This is a genomic window from Sediminibacterium sp. FW305-C-49 (assembly GCF_058231085.1).
In genome coordinates this window covers 1-21,543 of record NZ_JBIQXS010000002.1, presented here as the reverse complement: position 1 = coordinate 21,543, position 21,543 = coordinate 1, and the positions used below count along the sequence as shown (strand labels likewise).

Genomic DNA, 21,543 nt, shown 5'->3' with positions numbered 1-21,543 from the left:
ATATGGATAAGAAGATGTACCAGGACGACGAGTTTGAGCAGTTTTTACAAGATGAAGTAAAACAGCACCGTATGTATCCATCGGATCATGTATGGAATAATATACGTACGGAGTTGCATGGATACCGCTCCTGGCCCGCACTTACTTTTATTTCTGTTTTTATTATCACTGCACTTACCCTCAGTACCGTTTTAAGTACACAACAACAGAATGTACACCTGCAACCATTATCGGTACCTAATGTGGTAACAAGTCAGCAGCAAGCCCTCGCTGCCAATAATGCAGCACATGAAAAAAGCAGGCAATATTTTAATACACTGGCTCCATCATCTATCAATACCCATACCATTGCAGAGCTTGAAACCAGCAATGATGATTTACTGGCCAATACCATTGATAATATAACACCTGGCGCAACCATTGTTAATACAACTGCGCCAAAAAGCAGTATGGCTGCTACCAAAGACATACATGCTGTTCGTGCCTTAAACGCAACACCGATTGAAAATCTTTCCACAATAGCTGTTACCGAAACAGCAGCGAACAACAACGAGTTGATAGTTCCTACTAAAGACGAATCGGTAAATACCAATGAGAAAGCAACTGAACTCAAAGAAGAACAATATCCTTTGATCAGCGAAAACCCCAAAAATCACAATAGTGTAGCCAGGAAGAAATTGTCTTCTAAAAGACTCTCAAAATTCGGGTTCCAGTTTTATATCACCCCATCAACAAGTTATCGCAGACTGTCTGATGAAAAAGTAAAAGACATCATTCAACCTGCTGCTTCTGCCGCTTTACCTGTGAATGCACCATTGAATCAGCCGGCGAATATAAACGAAGTCGTACGCCATCGCCCTGCTGTGGGTATGGAACTGGGGTTTGCTGTTTTATACAATATCAGTGACCGTCTGAAACTGAAAACAGGATTACAGTTGAATATCCGTCATTACCAGATCGAAACTTTCCAGTCGAGTACTTATGACCGTGCCACTATTTCACTGATCAACTTTAATGGTATTGAAAATATTACCCGCTACTCTCCTTACAATAACAATGTAGGATATAAACAAACCGAACTGGCCAATAAAGTGTACCAGCTTTCTGTACCCATTGGTTTACAGTGGCAGGTATTAAAAGGCAACCACCTGGGTATGAATGCCGAGGCTTCTGTTCAGCCCACATTGAACCTGAATAAAAATGTTTACCTACTGTCGACCGATTACAGGCATTATGCTGATGGAAATGATTTCGTGAGAAAATGGAATATCAATACCAATGTTGGTTTTAACCTTACCTATACATCAGGTAAAACCACCTGGCAGCTTGGTCCGCAGGTCCGTTATCAACACCTGCCCACTTTCTCTAACAAGTATCCCATTAAGGAATACCTGTTAGACTATGGAATGCGTATCGGCCTAACCAAGGCTATACAATAAACCCAAACTAGCTTTTTTGAGAAAGCCATCTGCCGAAAGTAGGTGGCTTTTTTGTATTTCAACAGCCATGAGCTACTAGCTGTGAGCTATTAATTTCTTACGCTGGCGTTTTTAGATCATCGATTACATGTAGCTGATTTAGCGGGAGTTTAATTTTAACCCGGCTTTTATACCTTGTTTGAATAATTTTACAGCATGAAAATACCGTTGACTTGTTTTTCCTTGCTCATCATTACTATCATATCCTGTGGCGAAACAAAAACACCCGAAACAAAATTACAGGCTTCACCAGACAGCACGCAGTTTTTTGCCACCGGTCGTTTTTTTGAGGAGCAGGTTAAACAGGTATTACTGTTGAGGAAACCTGTTCATGTATATCATGACATGAATGGCCAACAGGATTCTGCTTTGTTAGACAGCCTGCAATTGATGCAATTGGTACAGGCTTTTATTGCAAAAGACATCAGCAACGCAACAGATAAAAAACATTACCGCGAAACCGTATTTCAGGATGCAGGCACAAAAAGTTATACCTTAAACTATACAGCAGTAACCCGTGATGTACCCGTTCAGGGAATAGATGTTTTGCTGGATGAACAAACCAACCAGGTAAAACGTATTTTCATCCGGTCATTTATCCGCCGGGGCGATACCAGTATTCAGGAACAATATAACTGGCGGGCATTTAAAGGTTTTCAGATTAACCGATCGTTTTCAGCGCCCGGTGGTTATAGCCGACAGGAACGAACCGATGTAACATGGAGTAACCCTTCAGCGGATGAATAAAACAGCATGACACAACAGGAATTTCAGCAACGCGCTCATACCATTCCACATCAACCCGGCATCTATAAATATTTTGATGCGGAAGATGTATTATTATATGTAGGCAAGGCCAAGGACCTGCGCAAAAGGGTATCTTCTTATTTCTCCAAAACCTTTACCACGTATAAAACCCATGAACTGGTTCAGCGTATCAGGAGAATTGAATTTACCATTGTAGATTCGGAACAGGATGCTTTTTTACTGGAGAACTCACTTATTAAAGAATACCAGCCCCGTTTTAACATCAACCTGAAAGACGATAAAACCTATCCTTATATTGTCATCAAAAAAGAACCCTTTCCCCGTATTTTTCTCACCCGGAAAAAAATAAATGACGGCTCCGAATACCTCGGCCCCTTTACTTCTGCGGGAAAAGTACGTGAGCTGATTGCGTTTATCAGACAGTATATTCCCTTACGTACCTGCAAGCTTAATCTTTCAGATCATAATATTCAGAAGGGTAAGTTTAAAGTATGCCTCGAATATCACCTTGGTAACTGCAAAGGGCCCTGCGAGGGTTTACAGGATGCAGCCGCTTATGCAGAGAGCCTGCAGCAGGTAAGAAATATGCTCAAAGGCAACCTGGGCTCTGTTATTACCCATTTTAAAGCACAGATGCAGCAACACGCCGCACAACTCGAGTTCGAGAAAGCTGAGCTGATGCGCAAAAAAATTGAGCACCTGGAGAGCTACCAGTCGCGCTCAGTTATTGTAAGCAAACATTTAAACAGTGTGGATGTATTTGCCATTCTGAAAGACGATGACCTGGCCTATGTAAGTTACCTGATGGTGTCGAATGGCACTATTGTTCAAACGCATACCGTACCACTTGAACCCAAACTGGAAGAAACGGAAGAAGAAGTCTTGAGTTTTGCTGTTACCCGTATCAGGAACGATTTCAACAGTATGGCGAATGAGATCATTGTACCTTTTGCAATAGAGTACCCTGATTCAGCCATCACTGTGACCATTCCGAAAGCAGGTGATAAAAAGAAACTGCTCGACCTGGCTTTAAAGAATGTGAACTATTTCAAAGAGGAACTGAGAAGAAAAAAAACATTACACCTGGAAGGCAGTTCCGATATCGAGAAGAAAAAAGTATTGTATGAACTGCAATCCTATTTGCACTTACAGGAAGTGCCTGTGCATATAGAGTGTTTCGATAACTCTAATTTCCAGGGTGCGTACCCGGTTTCGGCCATGGTTTGTTTCAGGGATGGTTTACCCAGTAAGAAAGATTACCGGCATTATAATGTAAAAACGGTGCAGGGCATCAATGATTTTGCCACGATGAAAGAAGTGGTGTACAGGAGATATAAGCGTTTACAGGCCGAATTAGCCCCTCTTCCCCAATTGGTGATCATTGATGGTGGTAAAGGCCAGTTAAGTGCTGCCATGGAAAGCATTCATGAACTGGGACTTACCGGTCAACTAACACTGGTAGGACTTGCCAAGAATGAAGAAGAAATTTTCTTTGCGGGAGATACGGCGTCTATCAAATTACCCTGGGATAGTGATAGTTTAAAACTGGTTCGTCGTATTCGTGATGAAGTGCATCGCTTTGGTATTACTTTCCATCGCAATCAGCGATCGAAAGGAACTTTTAAAAATGAGCTGGAAAGCATCAACGGAATTGGACCACAAACGATAGCCGGTTTATTAAAAACATTTAAGTCGGTAAAGAATATCAGGGAAGCAGATAAGGAAACACTGATTAAAATCATCGGCAACAAGAAGGCCGAATTACTGTTGGCGTTTTTCGCAGGAGAAAGTGAAAAGGGTTAAAATAAAAAAAGGGGTCAGGATAGAAATCCAACCCCGTTTTTAAAATCCAATATCCTATGAAAAACCGGAGTAAAGTTAAGGATTCCCCTGAATTAACCAATAATCCTTGTTCAAAAAATATAATATAAGCTTTTTTTAATCAAAAAAGGAGCTTTACAGCTCCTTTTTTGATTAAAAAAATTTTTATGGGTTAATACTGCCACACGTCCTGCTCATAATTAAACAGGCGCTCCTTGATATTTTCACCCTCCAGCAGGCGGAACAGCGGATCTTTGATAAGAGCAGCCAGGAAACGGTCGCTGGGGTTATTAGAGCTTGTTTTTACGATATAACTGGCGAAAAAGCGGCTTTCAAACAGTTCCTCCCAGGTCATACGGCCGGCATAGTTTTTCGGGTTGTATACGTTGAATTTTGTCAGTGTTTTACGCATTTCAGGATAGTAGATCCAGAAAAGGGTTCTTGGTGTTGACTTTCCATTGATGACCAGTTTAGCCACTGGTGCAATACCCAGGATACGAACAAATAAGCGGCTGGCTTCCTTGTCGAATATCCACTGTTCTTTTATACGGAATGTATAGATAGAATCGGGATTGGGTGCAAACTTGGTATCATAAATAACCGCTGTATCTACTACGTTCGGGTTATCAGCATTTTGAACATATTGGGTATCCAGACGGCCTTTCAGCATTTTCATGATATCATCATAAGCCAGTGGTTTGGTAAAACGATCGTCGCCGCCTTCTGCAGAGAAAGCCATTACGCTGTCGTTTTTAATAGCACTCAGCATGATCGAGAAAAAGCGCTGGTCGCCCATATCATCTTTGCCCGGATACATAAATGCCTGGTTTACTTTTTCGCGGGCATCTATTTCTCTCCAGATAAATTCACTGAATAACTGATCATCTTCACGCAGGTGTTCGTACTCCAGCGGACGTTTTTCACGTGTCTGGCTGCGGTCTGCGGCTGTTTCGTTACGCAGGCTTCTTGCAATGACTTCTCCAAAACCACCAACTGTGGTGGTATCGATGGTTTTAGTTGGCTTAACCGAAGCAGGATCTACAGCAGGTTTTGCCGCAGGCTTAATGGTATCTCTGTTGACGGTAGTTGCAGCCGGTTTATTGGCTGTTGAGTCTGCAGGCTTGCGGTTGTTACGCAGGTTACCAAAACCCTGTGCCATGGCAGTTGTACCTGCCAGCAATGAAACCGTTACACACAATAAGAATGTCTTTTTCATAATCACTGCTTTATTGCAAGATGAATGTTATGTTCTGATCCAGTTTTCTTGTTCCGCCACCCGGTTGTTTCAGTTTGATTTCACCGATGGTTACTGTTGTACCTGGCTGACAACGTCTGATCAGGTTCATGGCATCGCCACTGAATGACGGACCATTTACTTCTGCAAATTCAGGTTCATCAAAACCTTTACCTGTACAGATCAGCATATAATTCAATACTTCAAATTTCACCCCTTCAAATACGAAATCACGCAAATCAGCAATTACCCCTTTCTGTACACGGAACACATTGGCGTTCATGGTACCACCTGCACTACCACCTACAATGGCAATAGGATCTGGTACACGTTTTACAGGGATGGTGATACGCTGTGTATTCTTTCCATCTGTTGCATTCACCACTACTGTTCCCAATTGTTGCGGAACAACAATGTACTGACCTGCTCCTTCTTTACGCATGTTTACATTGGTGCCTTCAATATTCACTTTTACTTTCTCGTCTCCTCCACCACCGGTTACACTTAACACATTATCAAGACCCTGGTAGAATACACGTGTTTTATCGGTAGAAACCACCAATCCGGAAGGTACCCCTACGGTATAACGAACTTCTTTTTCAACTACCGCAGATGTGCCATCTGGTTTGAGGTATGATATCCTTACTTTCTTTACTGCCGGACCTGAATTCCCTACCCTTGTTTTATATTCTGCTGCACCTTCTGCATTCAGTGGAACGGCAGCGCCGTCAACTGTAATGCTTGGTCTGGCAGCTTTACTGAATGCACCAATACCTGCTGTTATAACCAGTTCTTCTCCTGGCATCAGGTATTGTGAATTGGTTCCGGCAAATGCCTGGAATTCATCATAAATCAGTTCTACCTGTCCGATCTGGCGGTGACAATATTCTACGGCCTGTGACTCACTGTTTTTCACATCATTCTGAAACTTGCTCAGGATGGTGATGGCAGCCACAGTTGGTGTCATATGAAAATAGCCATAGGCCCAGTCGCCTTTACCTGCTTCACTGCTGGATGGCAGCGGAGTAAGGTCGAGTGGCAATGCCGCTGCTATTTCTTTAGCCATATCGGGATCAATAGCAAGTAGCTTATCCTTGAAATCCTTCAGTCTGTTAAACAATTCCTTTCCTTTTCCTTTTCCATTGGGTGGAGCAGAAATAAACATACGGGTGGCTGCATCGAGGTTATCTTCTTTATATGATTCTGTTCCGTCTTCGGCTTTGGTAAGACCTGATTCTTCTTTCAGTTCTTTCTTCAGTGCTTCCATGTAGGCATAGAGATCGGCCGCCAATTTCTTTGCCTGTTGTGCTTTGGGTAACCACAACATGGCTTTTTCCCTGGTTTTAGGATCTTCTATTTTTGCCTGGAATGACCTGAATACTTCGTCGTTTTTCTTCTCTACAATACCACTCGCTGTAACCAGGCTCCTGTCTACCGTTTTAAATGCGTTCAGAATTTCAGACGATACATTCAGCGCCAGCAGTGCAGTTAGCACCAGGTACATCATGTTGATCATCTTCTGCCGCGGTTCCTTTGGTAATGACATCTATCTTAAGTTTTCTAATTCTGTTTTACAATAGGTTTTGGTTCTTGGTGATGGTTTATGCACGACCCTGCATAGCAGTAAGCATATTACCATATACCTGGTTCAGTTTGCCCAGGTTATTCGCCAGTACAGCAATCTGTTCTTTTGCTTTCATAGCATCGTCTGCACTGCTAGACATCGCGGCTGATGCCTGTGCCAGTTTACCATAGAACTGGTTCAATGCTTTCAGGTGATTATTACTCTCCTGTAATTCCAGTTCATAAATGGTATTCAGCGATGACAGGTTTTTGGTTAATACCTGCACCTGCTCATGAAATTGTTTGGTTCCTTCAGAAGCTGTGTTAAAGCCAGACAATGACTGTGTGGCACTATTTACCGCACCCGCAACAGCAGATAAAGCAGCAGTTGCTTCCTGTGTTTTAGCAGAAAAGTCACCAGTTGATTTTACGACATTGCTGATCTCTCCCATATTCTCAACGGTAGTTCCTAATTTCTGGAAATTGGCGCTCAGTTTTGATAAGTTGGCTGGTGTAATATCGGCCTGCTGTAACATATCGTCCAGACTTTTCAGTGCAGGGTTACCCGCTGCAGTTACCGGAGCCGGTGCTCCCATATCGGGTGGAGGCAGAATGGCATATACAACGAAAATCAAAGCTTCTGTAGTAAGACCAATCTTCAGTGCCCAGTCGGCCCATGACAGGTGAAGAATTTTTGCCATGGCACCAAAAATTACCACAGAGGCACCAAGACATACAATTACGTTAACGATTCGGTTAGTAGCGGGAGAAACACCTGAGGCCATAATAGTTAAGTTTAGTTTTTAATAGTTAGGTTATTGGTCGCGTTTAATGCGAAATGGTTTTATCTTTTTGATTTTGGAGCAAGGTCAATGACACAACGGAATCCGATATAAGATTTAGCAGTATCCTGGTACTCATAGTTACGGGTACTTACCTGTAAATAGTAAGCAATGTCTTTCCAGCTTCCACCACGTACCACTTTACGTTTCATACGGGGTAAATCTGAATCGGCCGCTTCAATTCTTACATCCGGACTGAGGTCTGACATAAAATTGTAGGAACCTTCATAGAAATAGGAGCCTGTCCATTCTGCTACGTTACCAGACATATTATACAGTCCATATTCATTGGCCCAGTATGCATTGGCTTTCACCGTATAGAAACCACCATCTTCCGGATAGTTACCTCGACCTGGTTTGAAGTTGGCAAGTAAACATCCTTTTTTGTTTCTCAGGTAATAGTTACCCCATGGATACATGGAGTTTGTTCTTCCGCCACGGGCCGCATATTCCCATTCTGCCTCACTGGGTAAACGGTAATCACCGTCTACTGCAAATTTCTTTTTCTCTAACCAGCTATTCTGGTAATGTGTGCGCCAGTGACAAAATGCTACCGCCTGTTTCCAGGTTACACCTACTACGGGATAATTACCATAGGAAGGGTGTGCGTAGTAACGTTTGGTCATGGGTTCATTGTATGAATAAGAGAAGTCTCTTATCCAAACCAGTGTGTCGGGATATACTTTTTCGTCGTATTTAACGATGAAATCTTTACGAGGCCTGTCGGCATTTTCACGCTTGGCAGCTTCAGCCAGGTTGAAATATTCTACTTTGTATTTCAGTTTGCCTGGATCAATTTCATTCCTGCCAAATAAGCGGTTATCCGGCGCCAGGTTCAGTTCATTGAGTTTTTCAATGGTGGCTTTATCATAACGAACCGTTCTCATCCTTACCCAGTTAACTGCAGATGTATCATCCTCTTTATTGATACCACCGCCAAAGAGAATTTTGTAGGTAAGAGAATCACGAACCCAGTTTACAAACTGGCGATACTGGTCGTTGGTAATTTCGGTTGCATCCATCCAGAAACCGGGAATAGACATTGATCTGTTCCTGTTGGTGTAGTTGAAACTGATATCCTCGTCACTTGGTCCCATATGGAAGGTTCCAGGTGGCACATATACCATGTTTCTGGGTGTTGCCATACTTGGCCTGGCTGTTGGCGCAACTCCGTGTAACTGACCGTCATCTGGCAAGCCCTTCGACTTTTTGCCCTTATTCAGAAAACATGAGCTCATGCTTAGCGTGAATACGGCCAGGGTAATAGTTGTTAAATAACCTTTCATCTGATCAAAGTGATTTATGACAGTGACAAATATAAGTTTAGAACTGTAGCGAACTACAGTTTTCAAATGGAAAAACCAATAATTTCACAAGGCGGGTAAAGATGATGTCAGTAATGTTCTGATTTTGTTTTCACTATCTGATATAGGCTCGAAGCCACTGTCAGACAGCAAATTACCGTAATTCTTGTTACACATTTGCTAAAAAATCAATTATTTTATCAGTAGTATAATCACTACAGGTAAAATTCCGGCACACATAAAACACCAGTTTCCCGTCTTCCCTCATTTTCCCCGCTAATAACGGGAATTCCCCTTCTTTAGTTTCTTGCGTCTGCAGTATTTTATTGGGCGAATAGCGCTCCAATACCTGCGGCAGGTATGTTTTGGCTCCCAAACCCACCAGGGCCACTTCCTTCCACCCCGCCAATTCTGCCTGCATTACCAGCGCCCATGCCCCAAAAGACGTCGGGTATTTCACTATTGCCTGGCTCAGCCCTGTCAGCATCTGGTTCATCCTGTCGAGCCAGCCTTTATGATCAAAGACCCTTCCCATGTACTGCAGGTTGGCTGCCATTACCGCATTTCCGCTGGGGGTAGCCCCATCATATACTTCTTTCTTACGCACGAGGATATCAGACTGTCCCTCCATGGTATAGAAGTAAAAACCTGTTTTTTCTTCCCCAAAATACCGGTTTACCAGTTCCAGCAAGGTTTTTGCCTTCATCAGGTAGTTGCCATTACCTGTAATTTCCTGTAACTGTATATATGCCTGTATTAAATAGGCATAATCGTCCAGGAAAGCGGGAATACTGGCTTTGCCTTCTTTACAGGTATGCAACCACCTGTCGCCATCCGTTTTACTGAGTGACTGTTCTAAAAACTGTATATTTTTTTCGGCTATCGCTTTATAATGGGGGTCTCCCAGTACTGCGTAAGCCTGTCCATAGGCTGTATTCATCAAAGCATTCCATCCCAGCAAATGCTTATCGTCTAATGATGGACGCACCCGCTGGTCGCGACGCTGCTTGAGTGTTGCTTTTGCAGCTGCAATTTTTTCTAACCAGTCTGTTTCTGTATAGCCATGGGCCGCTGCAAAATCGGCCGGCTGCACTTTTACCCGGAGAATATTGGTTTCTTCCCAGTTACCTTCTGCAGTTACATCATAATAGGCACAAAACAGGCTGGCTTCCTCACCCAATACTTCTTCGACTTCCTGTTTGGACCACGTATAAAATTTCCCTTCTACACCCTCACTATCTGCATCAAGCGCACTGTAAAAGCCTCCATCGGTATGTGTGAGTTCTCTTTCAACAAATAGCAGTGTTTCGCGAATGGCCCTGGCATATTTTGCCGATTTGGTTATTGCATATGCTTCACACATGGCTATTACAATGAGGGCATTGTCGTAAAGCATTTTTTCGAAATGGGGTGCCAGCCATTCTGTATCGGTACTGTATCGGGCAAAACCACCGCCCAACTGGTCGTAGATACCCCCATCAATCATTTTATCGAGACTTAACAATGCCTGTTTTTTGGCAGCTTCATCCTGAAAAAAATGAAAATGCCTGAGCAGGTACCTGATGCTTTGTGTTTGCGGAAATTTGGGGGCATGACCAAAACCTCCCCATTCAGTATCGGCCTGTTTTAAGATATTGGCAGCTATATCTTCAATGGTTTCATTGGCCATTACCCATTCTGCTGTATTGGCCTGCTGACCAAATGCATTGGATGTTTGCAGGTGTTGTGTTAATTTCTCCGCCTGTTGATCAATCTCCTCTCTTTTTTCCGTGAAGGCATTGTGTAATCCCAGCAGCACTTCTTTCCATGAAGGCCTGTTATGCGCCCTTACAGGAGGGAAATAAGTACCTCCGTAAAATGGTTTGGTATCGGGTGTAAGAAATACATTCAGTGGCCATCCACCGCTACCAGTCATGGCCTGTACCGCATCCATATATATATGATCTATATCGGGTCTTTCTTCACGATCAATTTTAATATTGATGAAATGTTCATTCATGATGGTCGCCGTTGCCTCATCCTCAAAACTTTCCCGCTCCATTACATGACACCAATGACAGGCCGCATAACCAATGCTGACGAGTATGGGTTTGTTTTCTTTTCTGGCCAGCGACAAAGCTTCTTCACCCCATGGATACCAGTTAACCGGGTTATGCGCATGTTGCAACAAATAAGGACTTGTTTCATGGATTAACCTGTTGGTATGTTGGGTGCTGGATGACATGCGCTGAATTTAACCACTAAAATAAAACCCCCTGCATTAGCAAGGGGTTTTATCTATAATGAGTTGATGAACTTATTTTTTGGTTTGGGTGGAAGCCAGAAACTGATCGAGTGCCGATACCATACTTGGTTTTTGAGGTGATGGTACTTTTATCTCCAGTTTCAATCCTGCATCTTCCACTGCTTTGGATGTATTGTTGCCAAATGCCCCGATAACGGTTCCGTTCTGTTTGAATGATGGCATATTGTCGAACAGGCTTTTTACACCGCTGGGGGTGAAAAAACAGATCACATCGTACTCTTGTCCTTCCACTATTTCTTTAATATCGTTGCTGATGGTACGATACATAAAAGCCAGCTGGAACTCGCAGTTATTCGATTTGAGCCAGGTAACGATTTCATTGTCCTGCTGGTTCTCACTGCACACATACAGAAACTTCTCGTTCTCTTTGTGTTTATTGATCACATCGAACATACTCTTATTGGTACCATCGGCACCATAGAATACTTTTCTTTTGCGGTAGAGAATAAATTTTTGCAGGTAGAGGGCCACCGCTTCGGTAATGCAGAAATATTTGGTGTCCTGTCCGATGGTGACTTTCATTTCTTCACAGGTGCGGAAAAAATGATCGATGGCATTTCTGCTCGTGAAGATCACTGCGGAATAGTGCATGATGTCGATCTTCTGTTTGCGAAACTCTTTGGCAGGAATTCCATCCAGTTTTATAAAAGGATGAAAAACCAGTTCTACCTTATACTTCCGCTCCAGATCGAAATAGGGCGATTTATCGCTTTCGGGTCTGGGCTGAGAGATCAGGATCTTTTTCGAGGTCTTAGGGGTACTCGTTTTTTTTGCTCCGTTCTTTACCATGCTTGCTTTCTGAGATTTTGCAAAATTAAAACCTTCCACCGATATAATCCGCCATCAGCTTATATAATAACAGCAGCGGAAGTATTTCAACGGCGCAAAGGTAAAGAAAAAAATGTAAGGCATTCACTTTCAATGTGTTCCTTATTGTGGCAAAGGATACTATATAGCGGTATAATAACAGCAGAACCATCAAACCAACCGAAACAGTGAGCGCAATTTCCTTAAAACCGGGTTTGGCAAAAGCCATGAGGAAGAGAAAAGGCACCAATATAACCCCCATTACTTTGTTCACCAGGAATACCGTAAACGTATAGTTTACAGCCGCTTCTCTCGAATTAAAGACCCAGCCCGAGAATCGTAAAAAAAGAAACTTCCCAAAATATACCATGGTCAGCAGGGCGGCTCCAAAGAATACAATATGCCAGAAGGGGTAATCGAGCCATTCTTTGTTCCTGATGACCAATGCTCCATAAATACTGGTACTGATGATAAAAAGAAGATTCACGAATAAAGACCCAAGGTTATCCTGTAATAACTGGTCCTTTGTTTGTTTCTGTCTTAATGAGGTTTGCAGGAAGAGTATAAACAGGTTTTTAAAGTACCTCGGAAAAGCTGTTCTTACAAATGCGAGCAGGAGCACTACACCCATCAGCAGGTAAAACATATCATCCAGAGTTCTTCTTTCCCTGAAATCGGAAATCATGAACATGGGCTTTTGTGTAAGGGGCAAAAAAGGGTGTGTATAATATTTTCTGTAAGTACTGGTGTCTATGCGTGGTCCGGTGGGTATAGCCGCTTTGATGAGAGAATCTGACCGAAGACTGTCTATTTGCTGTTGAAGTGAATCAGTAATATTTACTGCCGTATCGAAACTTTGTTCCGGCCTGGTAACCGGAGCCAGGCTATCGTTTTGCCGGATAATGGGTGCTTTGCGGACGGGTGTATCTGTTTGGCCCATGCCAATAAAAAAGGAAAATATTCCTGTGAGCACCAAAAAACAACGCTTCAGCAAATTCATCAACGCAAAAATAAGCTTTTACAATATCTGTTAGTCATCAACCCCTGCCAGCTTACCTGTATCTTCGCAAAATATGTCGGGCATTTATATTCATATTCCTTTCTGCAGAAAAGCCTGTCACTACTGCAATTTTCATTTCTCTACCTCACAACAATCCAGAACAGCTATGGTGGCAGCCATAGCAAAAGAAGCGATCATCAGAAAAGATTTTATTAGAGACCCCGTATCTACCATTTATTTTGGAGGAGGAACACCTTCACTTTTAACATTGGAGGAGCTGATGATGGTGATGGAAACGCTTTCCTCACATTTTTCCCTTATACCCGATGCTGAAATAACACTGGAAGCCAACCCGGATGATATTTCACCAGACAAATTGCAGGAATGGAAAAAAGCAGGCATCAACCGACTGAGTATTGGCATACAATCTTTTTTTGAAGAAGACCTGCAATGGATGAACAGGGCACATAATGCTGAACAAGCCAAACAATGCATACGATTAGCGCAGGATGCTGGTTTTCATAACCTGACCATCGATCTTATTTATGGCACACCGGGTTTAAGCAATGAAAGATGGATGGCTAATATTGAAACAGCTATTTCATTCAACATACCACATCTCTCCTGTTATGCACTAACAGTTGAACCCAACACGGCGCTGGATAAACTGATACAAAAAGGCAGCAAAGCCGATGTTGATCAACAAAGCCAGGCCACGCATTTCAACCTGCTCACTAACCGTTTAGAAGCAGTCGGTTTTGAGCATTATGAAATCTCCAATTTCGCCCGGCCGGGTTTCCGCAGCAGACATAACAGCAGTTACTGGCAGGGGAAATCTTATCTCGGACTCGGCCCTTCGGCACATTCTTTTAATGGTACTATCCGGCAGTGGAATATGTCAAATAATGCGCTTTACCTGCAAAGCATTGAACAGGGTCTGGTACCTGCTGAAGCCGAGCAACTTACCAAAGAACAACAACTGAACGAATACATCATGACCAGTTTACGTACCATGGAAGGTTGTTCTCTGGCATTGATTGAAAAAAAATGGGGTGAAAAAAATGTAGCTGCCATTTTGAATGCCGCACAAAAATATTTGAAAGAAGCTTCGCTCAGTTTATCTGACGATCGGCTTGTTCTCACTAAAAAAGGAAAGTTTTTGGCTGATGGTATTGCGGCGGATTTGTTTCAGCTTAATTAAGCTGTGAGCTATGGGCGGTGAGCTTCAAGTCTTTTTGAAGAACGTTGTCTGTCTTGCAATTATAAAAAAGGGAAATAAAGGGATAATTTACTCACAGCCCATGGTTCAAAGCTCATAGCTGTAAAGTTCATTCTATCAATGATGCCCTGAATGACGCAGCAGTTTCCTCAGCAGGTTGATACCAATTACTCCGCCGAGGAGTATCAGGAGTACCATGGGGCTTAATAAGGTAAATGAAACTGGCATGGAATAAAGTTACCACTTTTCCTATACCAGAAAACCTTCTATTTTCTTAAATCCATCAGCGGCAGGGCGGTGTTCCCAGAGAATCTCATAAATGGTTGATGCTATGGGCATTGTGGCATTTACCGTTTGGTTTGTACGGTAAACGCAACGGGCGGCATTATACCCTTCGGCTACCATATTCAGCTCCAGTTGGGCCGCTTTTACAGAGTAACCTTTCCCAATCATATTGCCAAAAGTGCGGTTTCGGCTGTACAGCGAATAACAGGTTACCAGCAAATCGCCCAGGTAAACCGAGGCGGCATAATTGGGTGTAAGTACCGCAGGCTGTGTTTCTGTTTCGCTGAGTTTGCGCAAAAAAGCAACCATCTCATTGGCACTGTTGGCAATATATACACTCAGGAAATTATCACCATATTCAAGTCCATGTGCTATACCGGCACCTAGTGCATAAATGTTTTTCAATACCGCTGCATACTGTACACCTACTACATCATCATTGACAACTGTATTGATGTATTCCGTAGAAAAATCACCGGCTATTTGTTCTGCACTTGCATGGTCTTTTCCGGAGAAAGTGAGATAAGATAATTTTTCTGATGCTACTTCTTCTGCATGACAGGGTCCGAGTAATGCGAAATACATATCAATCGGCACATGATAATGCGTAAATAAATATTCATGCAGTAACCGGTTATCGGTGGGAAGGATTCCCTTGATGGCCGAAATTATTTTTTTCCCTGCCAGTTCCTCCGGTTTCAGTTCTTCGAATACCTGCTCTGCATAAGCCGATGGTACAGCAATAACCAAAGCATCGGAAGCTGCAACTACTGCATGTATATCGCTGCTTAAGCGCAATTGTGGTGGATTGAAATAAGCAGCACTGAGATAATGTGGGTTATGCTTTCTTTTCTCCATATACGCAATGGTTTCAGCATTCCTTACCCACCAGTAAATAGTGTGCCCATTATCTGTAAGGATTTTCGCCAAAGCTGTAGCCCAACTGCCACTACCAATTATTCCATACTGCATGTATCTAGCATTATTCAATTGCAAACATACGGAGAGTGGGCCGAAAGTCCGGGGTCGGAAACACCGGAAGAGGTTTCATGGCATAAACTATCCAACTCCCGTTCTCCCCTTCTCCCTGCTAATAGCGTCAAAACAATAATTAGGTATAGCATCCACTGAATGTTTTTTCACAGGGAGAAGACGAGAACGGGAGTATAGAAGAGCCATTCATAAAAAAAAGAAGCGTTACTGCTTAACAGCAATAACGCTTCAAAAATATTATACCCCCCTCTTCGGACTTCCAGACTTTCGGTCTTTCGGACGCTCTGCTTATTCCTTCTTCTTCTCTTCAAATAATTTATCCTTCGCCACCACTTCTACCAGATTGCCGTCTTTGAGGATTTTACTTACCGTATTATATGGTCCTGTTACTACCTGGTCGCCTTCATTTAATCCTTCTACAATTTCAATATAGTTAAGGTCCTGGATAGCTGTTTTTACTTTAACCTTTTTAACTTTTTTATCTTTTCCTATTACAAATACCACTTCTTCCACCGCTTCGTCATCGGCCGGATCACCGCTTGGCGGGCCATCATCTGTTTTTTCTTTTTTGTTGCCTTCACCAGATCCTTTTTCACGGGTGGTTACTGCATTCAGCGGAACAGATAATACATTTTCTTTGGTATTGGTTTGAATATCTGCACTGGCGGTCATACCCGGGCGGAAAGGAAATGCTCTTCCTGGCACCACCATGTCTTTATAACTATCGGGAATAAGACGAATATGTACTTTGTAATTGGTTACTTCGGTTGAAGTAGTGGTAGCAGTTGCCTGTGTATTCGGGTTGGCAATTTTGTACACCAGTCCTTTGAATTTACGATTGGTATAAGCGTCTACTTCCACAAGGGCTGTGTCGCCCAGTTTTACTTTGGGTATATCGTTTTCACCTACATCTACCCTGATCTCAATGCTACGCATATCGGCTACACGCATCATTTCAGTACCGGCCATCTGTGCGGTTCCTACTACACGTTCACCTTTTTTTACTGCGAGTAAACTGATTACTCCATCCATGGGTGCTACCAATGTGGTTCTGGAAAGATCTTTATTGGCACGTGCCAGTTGCGCTTCTGCACCCATGATCGATGCTTCTGTGCCTTTCAATCCTTCTCTTGCTGCATTGTAATTGGCTTCTGCCGTGCGGAATGCCTGCTCTGCCTGATCGTATTCCTGACGAGATGTTACTTTTTCAGTGTATAGTTTTCTTTGTCTTTCAAAAGCAGCTTTGGCATTATCGAGTGTAGCTTTTAATCCGGGTAAACTGGCAGTAGAATTCGAGAGCTGCGCTTTTGCCTGATCCACACCTGCGGCCACCTGGTCTCTTTGCGTGGAATAAATATCAGCATAAATTCTTGCCAGTACCTGGCCTTTACGTACACTGTCTCCTTCGTTTACATTTAACTCCACTATTTCACCACTCACATCCGGACTTACTTTTACTTCTATCTCGGGGTATACTTTACCGCTGGCATTCACAGTTTCGATGATGGTTCTGGTAGCTGCTTTCTCAGCAGATACTTTCAACCCTTCATCTTTGCCGATGACACCACTTTTCTTTAGTCCGATAAAGCCTCCCACTACAACAACCAGTCCGATAATAGTCCAAAGTAATTTCTTATTCATAGATATTGTATTTCTGTTTTGTTCAACCCGTTATTAGAGTTTCAATCCCTGTCCTTTGTAAAATTCCAGCACTTTCATTTTAAATACATAGTCGTATTGATTGGCCAGCTGCTGTACTTTGGCACGAAGCAGGTTATTCTGGTTGGTGATGAGATCAAGTGAACCCAATAAACCCACTTCATAACGTTTCAATGCAAAGTCATATGCTTTTTGTGTACTCTCAATTGTTTTCTTACCTGCATTGAATTTCTGCAATGCGGCTGTTGCATTATTATATGCGGTATAGATATCCTGTTTCAGTTTCAGGTCGGCCTGTGTTTTTTGAAGTTCCACATTTCTCAGGTCCAGTTTAGAACGCTGGTAAGCAGTTTTTGCCTGACCATTGTTGAAAATGGGAATGGAGAAATTAAGACCCACATTCTGACCAAAGTTATTGGTAATCTGATCGGTCCATCCTTCCCATAATCCACCAAAACCTCTGCTGCTTTGCGAAAAACGATAGAGTGGACTTTGTACATAGTAATCCACATTGCTGATGGTTACTTTAGGTTCTGCACCTGTAACCGGACTATAACCCAGAAAAGTAAACCCGGTTGTTTTTTTGAATGAATTGGAGAAGTTCGATGAAAGGTTGCCTCCGAAAGTAATGGTGGGATACATCTGCCCTTTGGTGGCTAATACTGATTTTTGTGCTGCTTTGATCCTGAAATCATTTGCTTTTTGCAATGGCTGCGAAGTAAGTGCCAACTGGTACACCAGCTCTGGTTGTAAATCACCAAAACTTTCAATAGGTATACTTTCTACCGGAGGTGCCTCAAGTTCAAAAGCAATCGCCGGATCAAGGTTTAGCAGACCTTTGAGGTTTAAAATATTCAGTTCGTACCCTGTAACAGCCGCTACATAATTACTGCTGTCGTTGGCGAGTTGTGCTTCAATTTCTGCAAGATTCAATTCAGGCAATACACCTGCTTCTACTCTTTTTCGCGTAATCTCCAGTTGTGTTTGTGATTGTGCAATTTGTACCTGTGTAATTTTCACTTGTTCTCTGGATGCCAGTATCTGCAAATAGAAATTAGCCACATTCAGTGAAATATCGTTGGCCGTTCTCTCTACATCTGCAAGAGCAGCCTGTGCACTGAAGGCCGCTGCCTTGATATTATTTTTTATTGCTCCCCCATTGTATAACTGGATACCAGCATTCAGTCCGAAATTCTGGTATAAAAACTGGCTGGTAGAGAACTGGTTGGTGGTGGGATCAATAGATCTACCAAAACGCACACCTGTTCCTGAGCTCATATTCAATGATGGGTACTGATTCAGTTTTGCCTGTTTTGCCAGCAATGCGCTGATCCTGGCCTGTACATCGGCCTGCTTCACAGAAATATTATTCTGTGTAGCATAGTCAATACATTTCCGCAGATCCCATTTCTCATTGGTAGTCTGGGCCTGCACCTGTACCAGAATGGCACAACCCAAAAGGGCAATTAACTTCTTCATATATAACAAAAATAACAGTTTCCCAACCAGATAGATAATTTTCTGATAGGCGGACTAGCTTTATCTGAAACCCTTCATAAGTCGTTATGAATGGTCCTTTATTACATCCAGTGCCTGAGACAGGTCGTTAATGATATAGTCAGGCTCCTCTAATCCAACGTACAGGCGCAGGCTACGGTGTAACTCAAGCGCCGGGTTGAACTGGTCGCGCGGCATTCCCGCACATTTGGGGATGATCAGGGATTCATGTCCGCCCCAACTCACCGCCATCAATATGTGTTTCAGTCCATTACAGAAATTTTCTATGGCTTCACAGGATTGGGTCTTCAGGATAAATGTCAGCAAACCACATGCCCCTTTCATCTGCCTACAGGCCAACTCATATTGGGGAAATGAGGGATCCAAAGGAAAAATAACCCTTTCCACCTGTGGGTGAGACTTCAAAAATGTTATTACAGCTTGGGTAGTGCGGGTAATGCGCTCCAGACGTGCCGGTAATGTTCGAAGACCTCTGATCAACAACCATGCGTTAAAGGGCTGGATACCGGACCCTATATTATTGTATTCACTGTTAAAGATACGGGTAATCTGTTTACTGCTACCGCTTAAAACCCCGGCAATCACATCACTATGACCACTGATATATTTGGTGGCGGATTGTAAGGTCAGGTCAATCCCTATTTCATATGGTTTCTGGTATAAGGGTGTACAGAAACTATTATCGCAGATGGTCACGATGTTTTTTGACCGGGCCAGTTGAGCCACGGCAGACAGGTCCTGCAAATCAAAGAGCCAGCTATTGGGCGATTCAAGATAAATAACGGTTGTATTGGGTTGAATGGCTTTCTCAAAATTTTCAATCGATCTCCCATCGATATAACTAACCGTTACCTGAAAACGAGGTAATATTTCATCAAACATTTTCCTTGCCCAGGTATAGGGGTCTTTTACACTTACAATATGATCACCGCTTTTCACATTGGCCAGTACGGCTGCAAAAATGGCTGCCGCTCCACTATTGAATACCAGGCAATCTTCTGCCCCATCCAGTGCTGCTAATTTCTTCCGCAAAATTTCTACTGTCGGGTTAAGTCCACGGCTATACAACCAGGTTGAATATTCATCTTCAAACGACTTACGGAGATCGTCTACTTTTTTAAAGGCGAAATTGCTGGTCTGCACAATGGGTGGCGACACTGCCCTGAAATATTCATCCCTGTCTTCTGCCAGCTCATTCAATATATAAGAAAGGTCCATAGTATTCTATTGCGGGTTTTCAGTATTGGGTTTCCTGAATTTGGTACTGATGAAATAGATGAGCATAAATCCGAGTAACACACAGAAACCAACAAAAGCAGTATCGGGTGTTTGCATGGCGATGCTGATACCAACGAATAAATATGCGCTCATAAAAATGAGTGGCATCAATGGAAATAATTTCATTTTAAAAATGCCGGTACCATCGAGGTGTTTGGTTCTTTTGCGCAGAATGAAAATGGTGGCGCTGGATGCTACCATTCCAAAACAATCGAGGAAAATGGTAAAGTTGAGAATCTTATCGAATGTTTGTGCGAAAAATAAAATCACAATACACATGGCTGCAAACACCGTAAGTGAAATGGTAAAGACCTGGTTTTTCGGGTTTTGTCTGGCAAAGAACGATGGCAATGTTTTTTCTTCGCTCATGGCATACATAACCCTCGGATTACTCATGAGCAGTGCATTTACATAAGCGAGTACCCCAAAGAATAAAAAGAAGGAAAAAATATCGGCGCCTTTTGCACCAAATGTTCGTTCCATGACTACATAGGCAATTTCTTTTTCTCCTTTCATCTGATCAAACCCTACGATGGTATAATAACTCAGGTTTACCAGGAGATATAATACAATGATAATGGCAATACCAATAAAAATGCCTCTCGGAATATTTTTAGCCGGCTGGTTTACTTCGTTACCGAAATTGATGGTTTGCTGATACCCGCCATACGTAAATGATACGGCAATCAGGCTGATACCCAGGCTCTGGATCCAGCTCATCGATGCTACATCTGCAACAGGTGTGGAGCTGGTTGCCACAACTGCGGCCTGATCATGTGGAAAAAACAAGGCAAGAATCAGCACCACGATCATGCCAATTTTTATCAGCATCAGGATATTTTGCGCACGGGAACTCATTTTCAATCCCATGAGGTTGATCCCATAAAAAAAGATGATGGCGGCACAACTAATCAGCGCTTTATGAATATCTGTCCATTCAACGCCCGGAAATAATTTTGTGATATACCCGCTACCAATCAACGCCACTGCACTTAAACTGGCCGCATTACTGATCAGGATGATACAGTTGATGGCAAATGCAATACTCGGGTGATAAGCATAAGAAAACACTTTGTAATAACCACCGGTTACCGGGTAGCGGCTGCCGATCTCCGCATAGGTAAGTGCTCCACACAGGGCCACAAAACCACCCAGTATCCATGCCGTAAAATAAACAGATGGTTCAATGGCATCTTTGGCACTGGTGGCGGCTGTTCTAAAAATACCCATTCCAATCACCAGACCTACAACGATCATGGTGAAGCTAAAAAGATTCAGTTTTTGATTTCCCTGCATAAAAATTTAATGATATGGTGTTAAATGTAAGAAAAGATGGCTGATCTCTGATGTCGGATGTCTGATTTGAAAAGAACTATAACTTGCAAATCCAAAACATCCGACATCCGACATCCGACATCCGACATCCGACATCCGACATCCGACATCCGACATCCGACATCCGACATCCG

16 protein-coding genes are annotated in these 21,543 nt (G+C 42.8%); 4 read left to right on the top strand and 12 right to left on the bottom strand.

Annotated features, from left to right (window positions below):
* The first annotated feature begins 2 nt into the window (after window positions 1-2).
* The 3 genes from ACH3Z1_RS07435 to uvrC all read left to right on the top strand — a co-directional run bounded on the left by ACH3Z1_RS07435 (window position 3) and on the right by uvrC (window position 4,049).
* Window positions 3-1,439: an outer membrane beta-barrel protein gene (locus tag ACH3Z1_RS07435; protein WP_490821253.1), complete on the top strand. Its 1,437-nt coding sequence runs from the start codon at window positions 3-5 to the stop codon at window positions 1,437-1,439.
* Between the two features lie 195 nt (window positions 1,440-1,634).
* Complete coding sequence (locus tag ACH3Z1_RS07430; protein ID WP_490821252.1) at window positions 1,635-2,225, top strand: hypothetical protein; 591 nt, start codon at window positions 1,635-1,637, stop codon at window positions 2,223-2,225.
* Between the two features lie 6 nt (window positions 2,226-2,231).
* Window positions 2,232-4,049 (top strand): excinuclease ABC subunit UvrC, encoded by a 1,818-nt coding sequence (gene uvrC, locus ACH3Z1_RS07425; RefSeq protein WP_490821251.1) that lies wholly within the window; start codon window positions 2,232-2,234, stop codon window positions 4,047-4,049.
* A gap of 190 nt (window positions 4,050-4,239) precedes the next feature.
* Here the strand turns inward: uvrC and porN are convergent, their stop codons facing one another.
* The 7 genes from porN to ACH3Z1_RS07390 all read right to left on the bottom strand — a co-directional run bounded on the left by porN (window position 4,240) and on the right by ACH3Z1_RS07390 (window position 13,062).
* Window positions 4,240-5,283 carry a type IX secretion system ring subunit PorN/GldN gene (gene porN, locus ACH3Z1_RS07420; protein WP_490821250.1) on the bottom strand — a complete coding sequence of 348 codons (1,044 nt, stop codon included), beginning with the start codon at window positions 5,281-5,283 and terminating at the stop codon, window positions 4,240-4,242.
* Window positions 5,284-5,293: 10 nt separating this feature from the next.
* Window positions 5,294-6,847 carry a type IX secretion system motor protein PorM/GldM gene (gene porM / locus ACH3Z1_RS07415; protein WP_490821249.1) on the bottom strand — a complete coding sequence of 518 codons (1,554 nt, stop codon included), beginning with the start codon at window positions 6,845-6,847 and terminating at the stop codon, window positions 5,294-5,296.
* A 55-nt stretch (window positions 6,848-6,902) separates the two neighbouring features.
* Entirely contained in the window at window positions 6,903-7,649 is a 747-nt protein-coding gene (gene porL, locus ACH3Z1_RS07410) for a type IX secretion system motor protein PorL/GldL (protein ID WP_490821248.1), read from the bottom strand.
* A gap of 59 nt (window positions 7,650-7,708) precedes the next feature.
* Window positions 7,709-8,992, bottom strand: coding sequence for a T9SS ring complex lipoprotein PorK/GldK (porK, locus tag ACH3Z1_RS07405; protein WP_490821247.1), 1,284 nt, complete (start codon window positions 8,990-8,992; stop codon window positions 7,709-7,711).
* 187 nt (window positions 8,993-9,179) lie between these two features.
* Entirely contained in the window at window positions 9,180-11,234 is a 2,055-nt protein-coding gene (locus ACH3Z1_RS07400; protein WP_490821246.1) for a thioredoxin domain-containing protein, read from the bottom strand.
* 72 nt (window positions 11,235-11,306) lie between these two features.
* Window positions 11,307-12,104, bottom strand: a complete 798-nt coding sequence (locus tag ACH3Z1_RS07395) for a uroporphyrinogen-III synthase (protein WP_490821245.1) — start codon at window positions 12,102-12,104, stop codon at window positions 11,307-11,309.
* Between the two features lie 25 nt (window positions 12,105-12,129).
* Complete coding sequence (locus tag ACH3Z1_RS07390) at window positions 12,130-13,062, bottom strand: DUF4271 domain-containing protein (RefSeq protein ID WP_490821244.1); 933 nt, start codon at window positions 13,060-13,062, stop codon at window positions 12,130-12,132.
* Between the two features lie 133 nt (window positions 13,063-13,195).
* Between ACH3Z1_RS07390 and hemW the strand changes: the two genes are divergently transcribed.
* A complete protein-coding gene (gene hemW / locus ACH3Z1_RS07385) occupies window positions 13,196-14,323 on the top strand; it encodes a radical SAM family heme chaperone HemW (protein ID WP_490821243.1) in 1,128 nt (375 codons plus the stop codon).
* A 267-nt stretch (window positions 14,324-14,590) separates the two neighbouring features.
* On the opposite strand, the gene ACH3Z1_RS07380 is transcribed toward hemW, so the two are convergent.
* The 5 genes from ACH3Z1_RS07380 to ACH3Z1_RS07360 all read right to left on the bottom strand — a co-directional run bounded on the left by ACH3Z1_RS07380 (window position 14,591) and on the right by ACH3Z1_RS07360 (window position 21,370).
* A complete protein-coding gene (locus ACH3Z1_RS07380; RefSeq protein ID WP_490821242.1) occupies window positions 14,591-15,598 on the bottom strand; it encodes an NAD(P)H-dependent glycerol-3-phosphate dehydrogenase in 1,008 nt (335 codons plus the stop codon).
* A gap of 309 nt (window positions 15,599-15,907) precedes the next feature.
* A complete protein-coding gene (locus tag ACH3Z1_RS07375; protein WP_490821241.1) occupies window positions 15,908-17,260 on the bottom strand; it encodes an efflux RND transporter periplasmic adaptor subunit in 1,353 nt (450 codons plus the stop codon).
* Window positions 17,261-17,293: 33 nt separating this feature from the next.
* Window positions 17,294-18,757, bottom strand: a complete 1,464-nt coding sequence (locus ACH3Z1_RS07370) for a TolC family protein (protein WP_490821240.1) — start codon at window positions 18,755-18,757, stop codon at window positions 17,294-17,296.
* Between the two features lie 84 nt (window positions 18,758-18,841).
* A complete protein-coding gene (locus ACH3Z1_RS07365) occupies window positions 18,842-20,014 on the bottom strand; it encodes a trans-sulfuration enzyme family protein (protein ID WP_490821239.1) in 1,173 nt (390 codons plus the stop codon).
* Between the two features lie 6 nt (window positions 20,015-20,020).
* Window positions 20,021-21,370, bottom strand: a complete 1,350-nt coding sequence (locus ACH3Z1_RS07360) for an APC family permease (RefSeq protein ID WP_490821238.1) — start codon at window positions 21,368-21,370, stop codon at window positions 20,021-20,023.
* Between the last annotated feature and the right edge of the window lie 173 nt (window positions 21,371-21,543).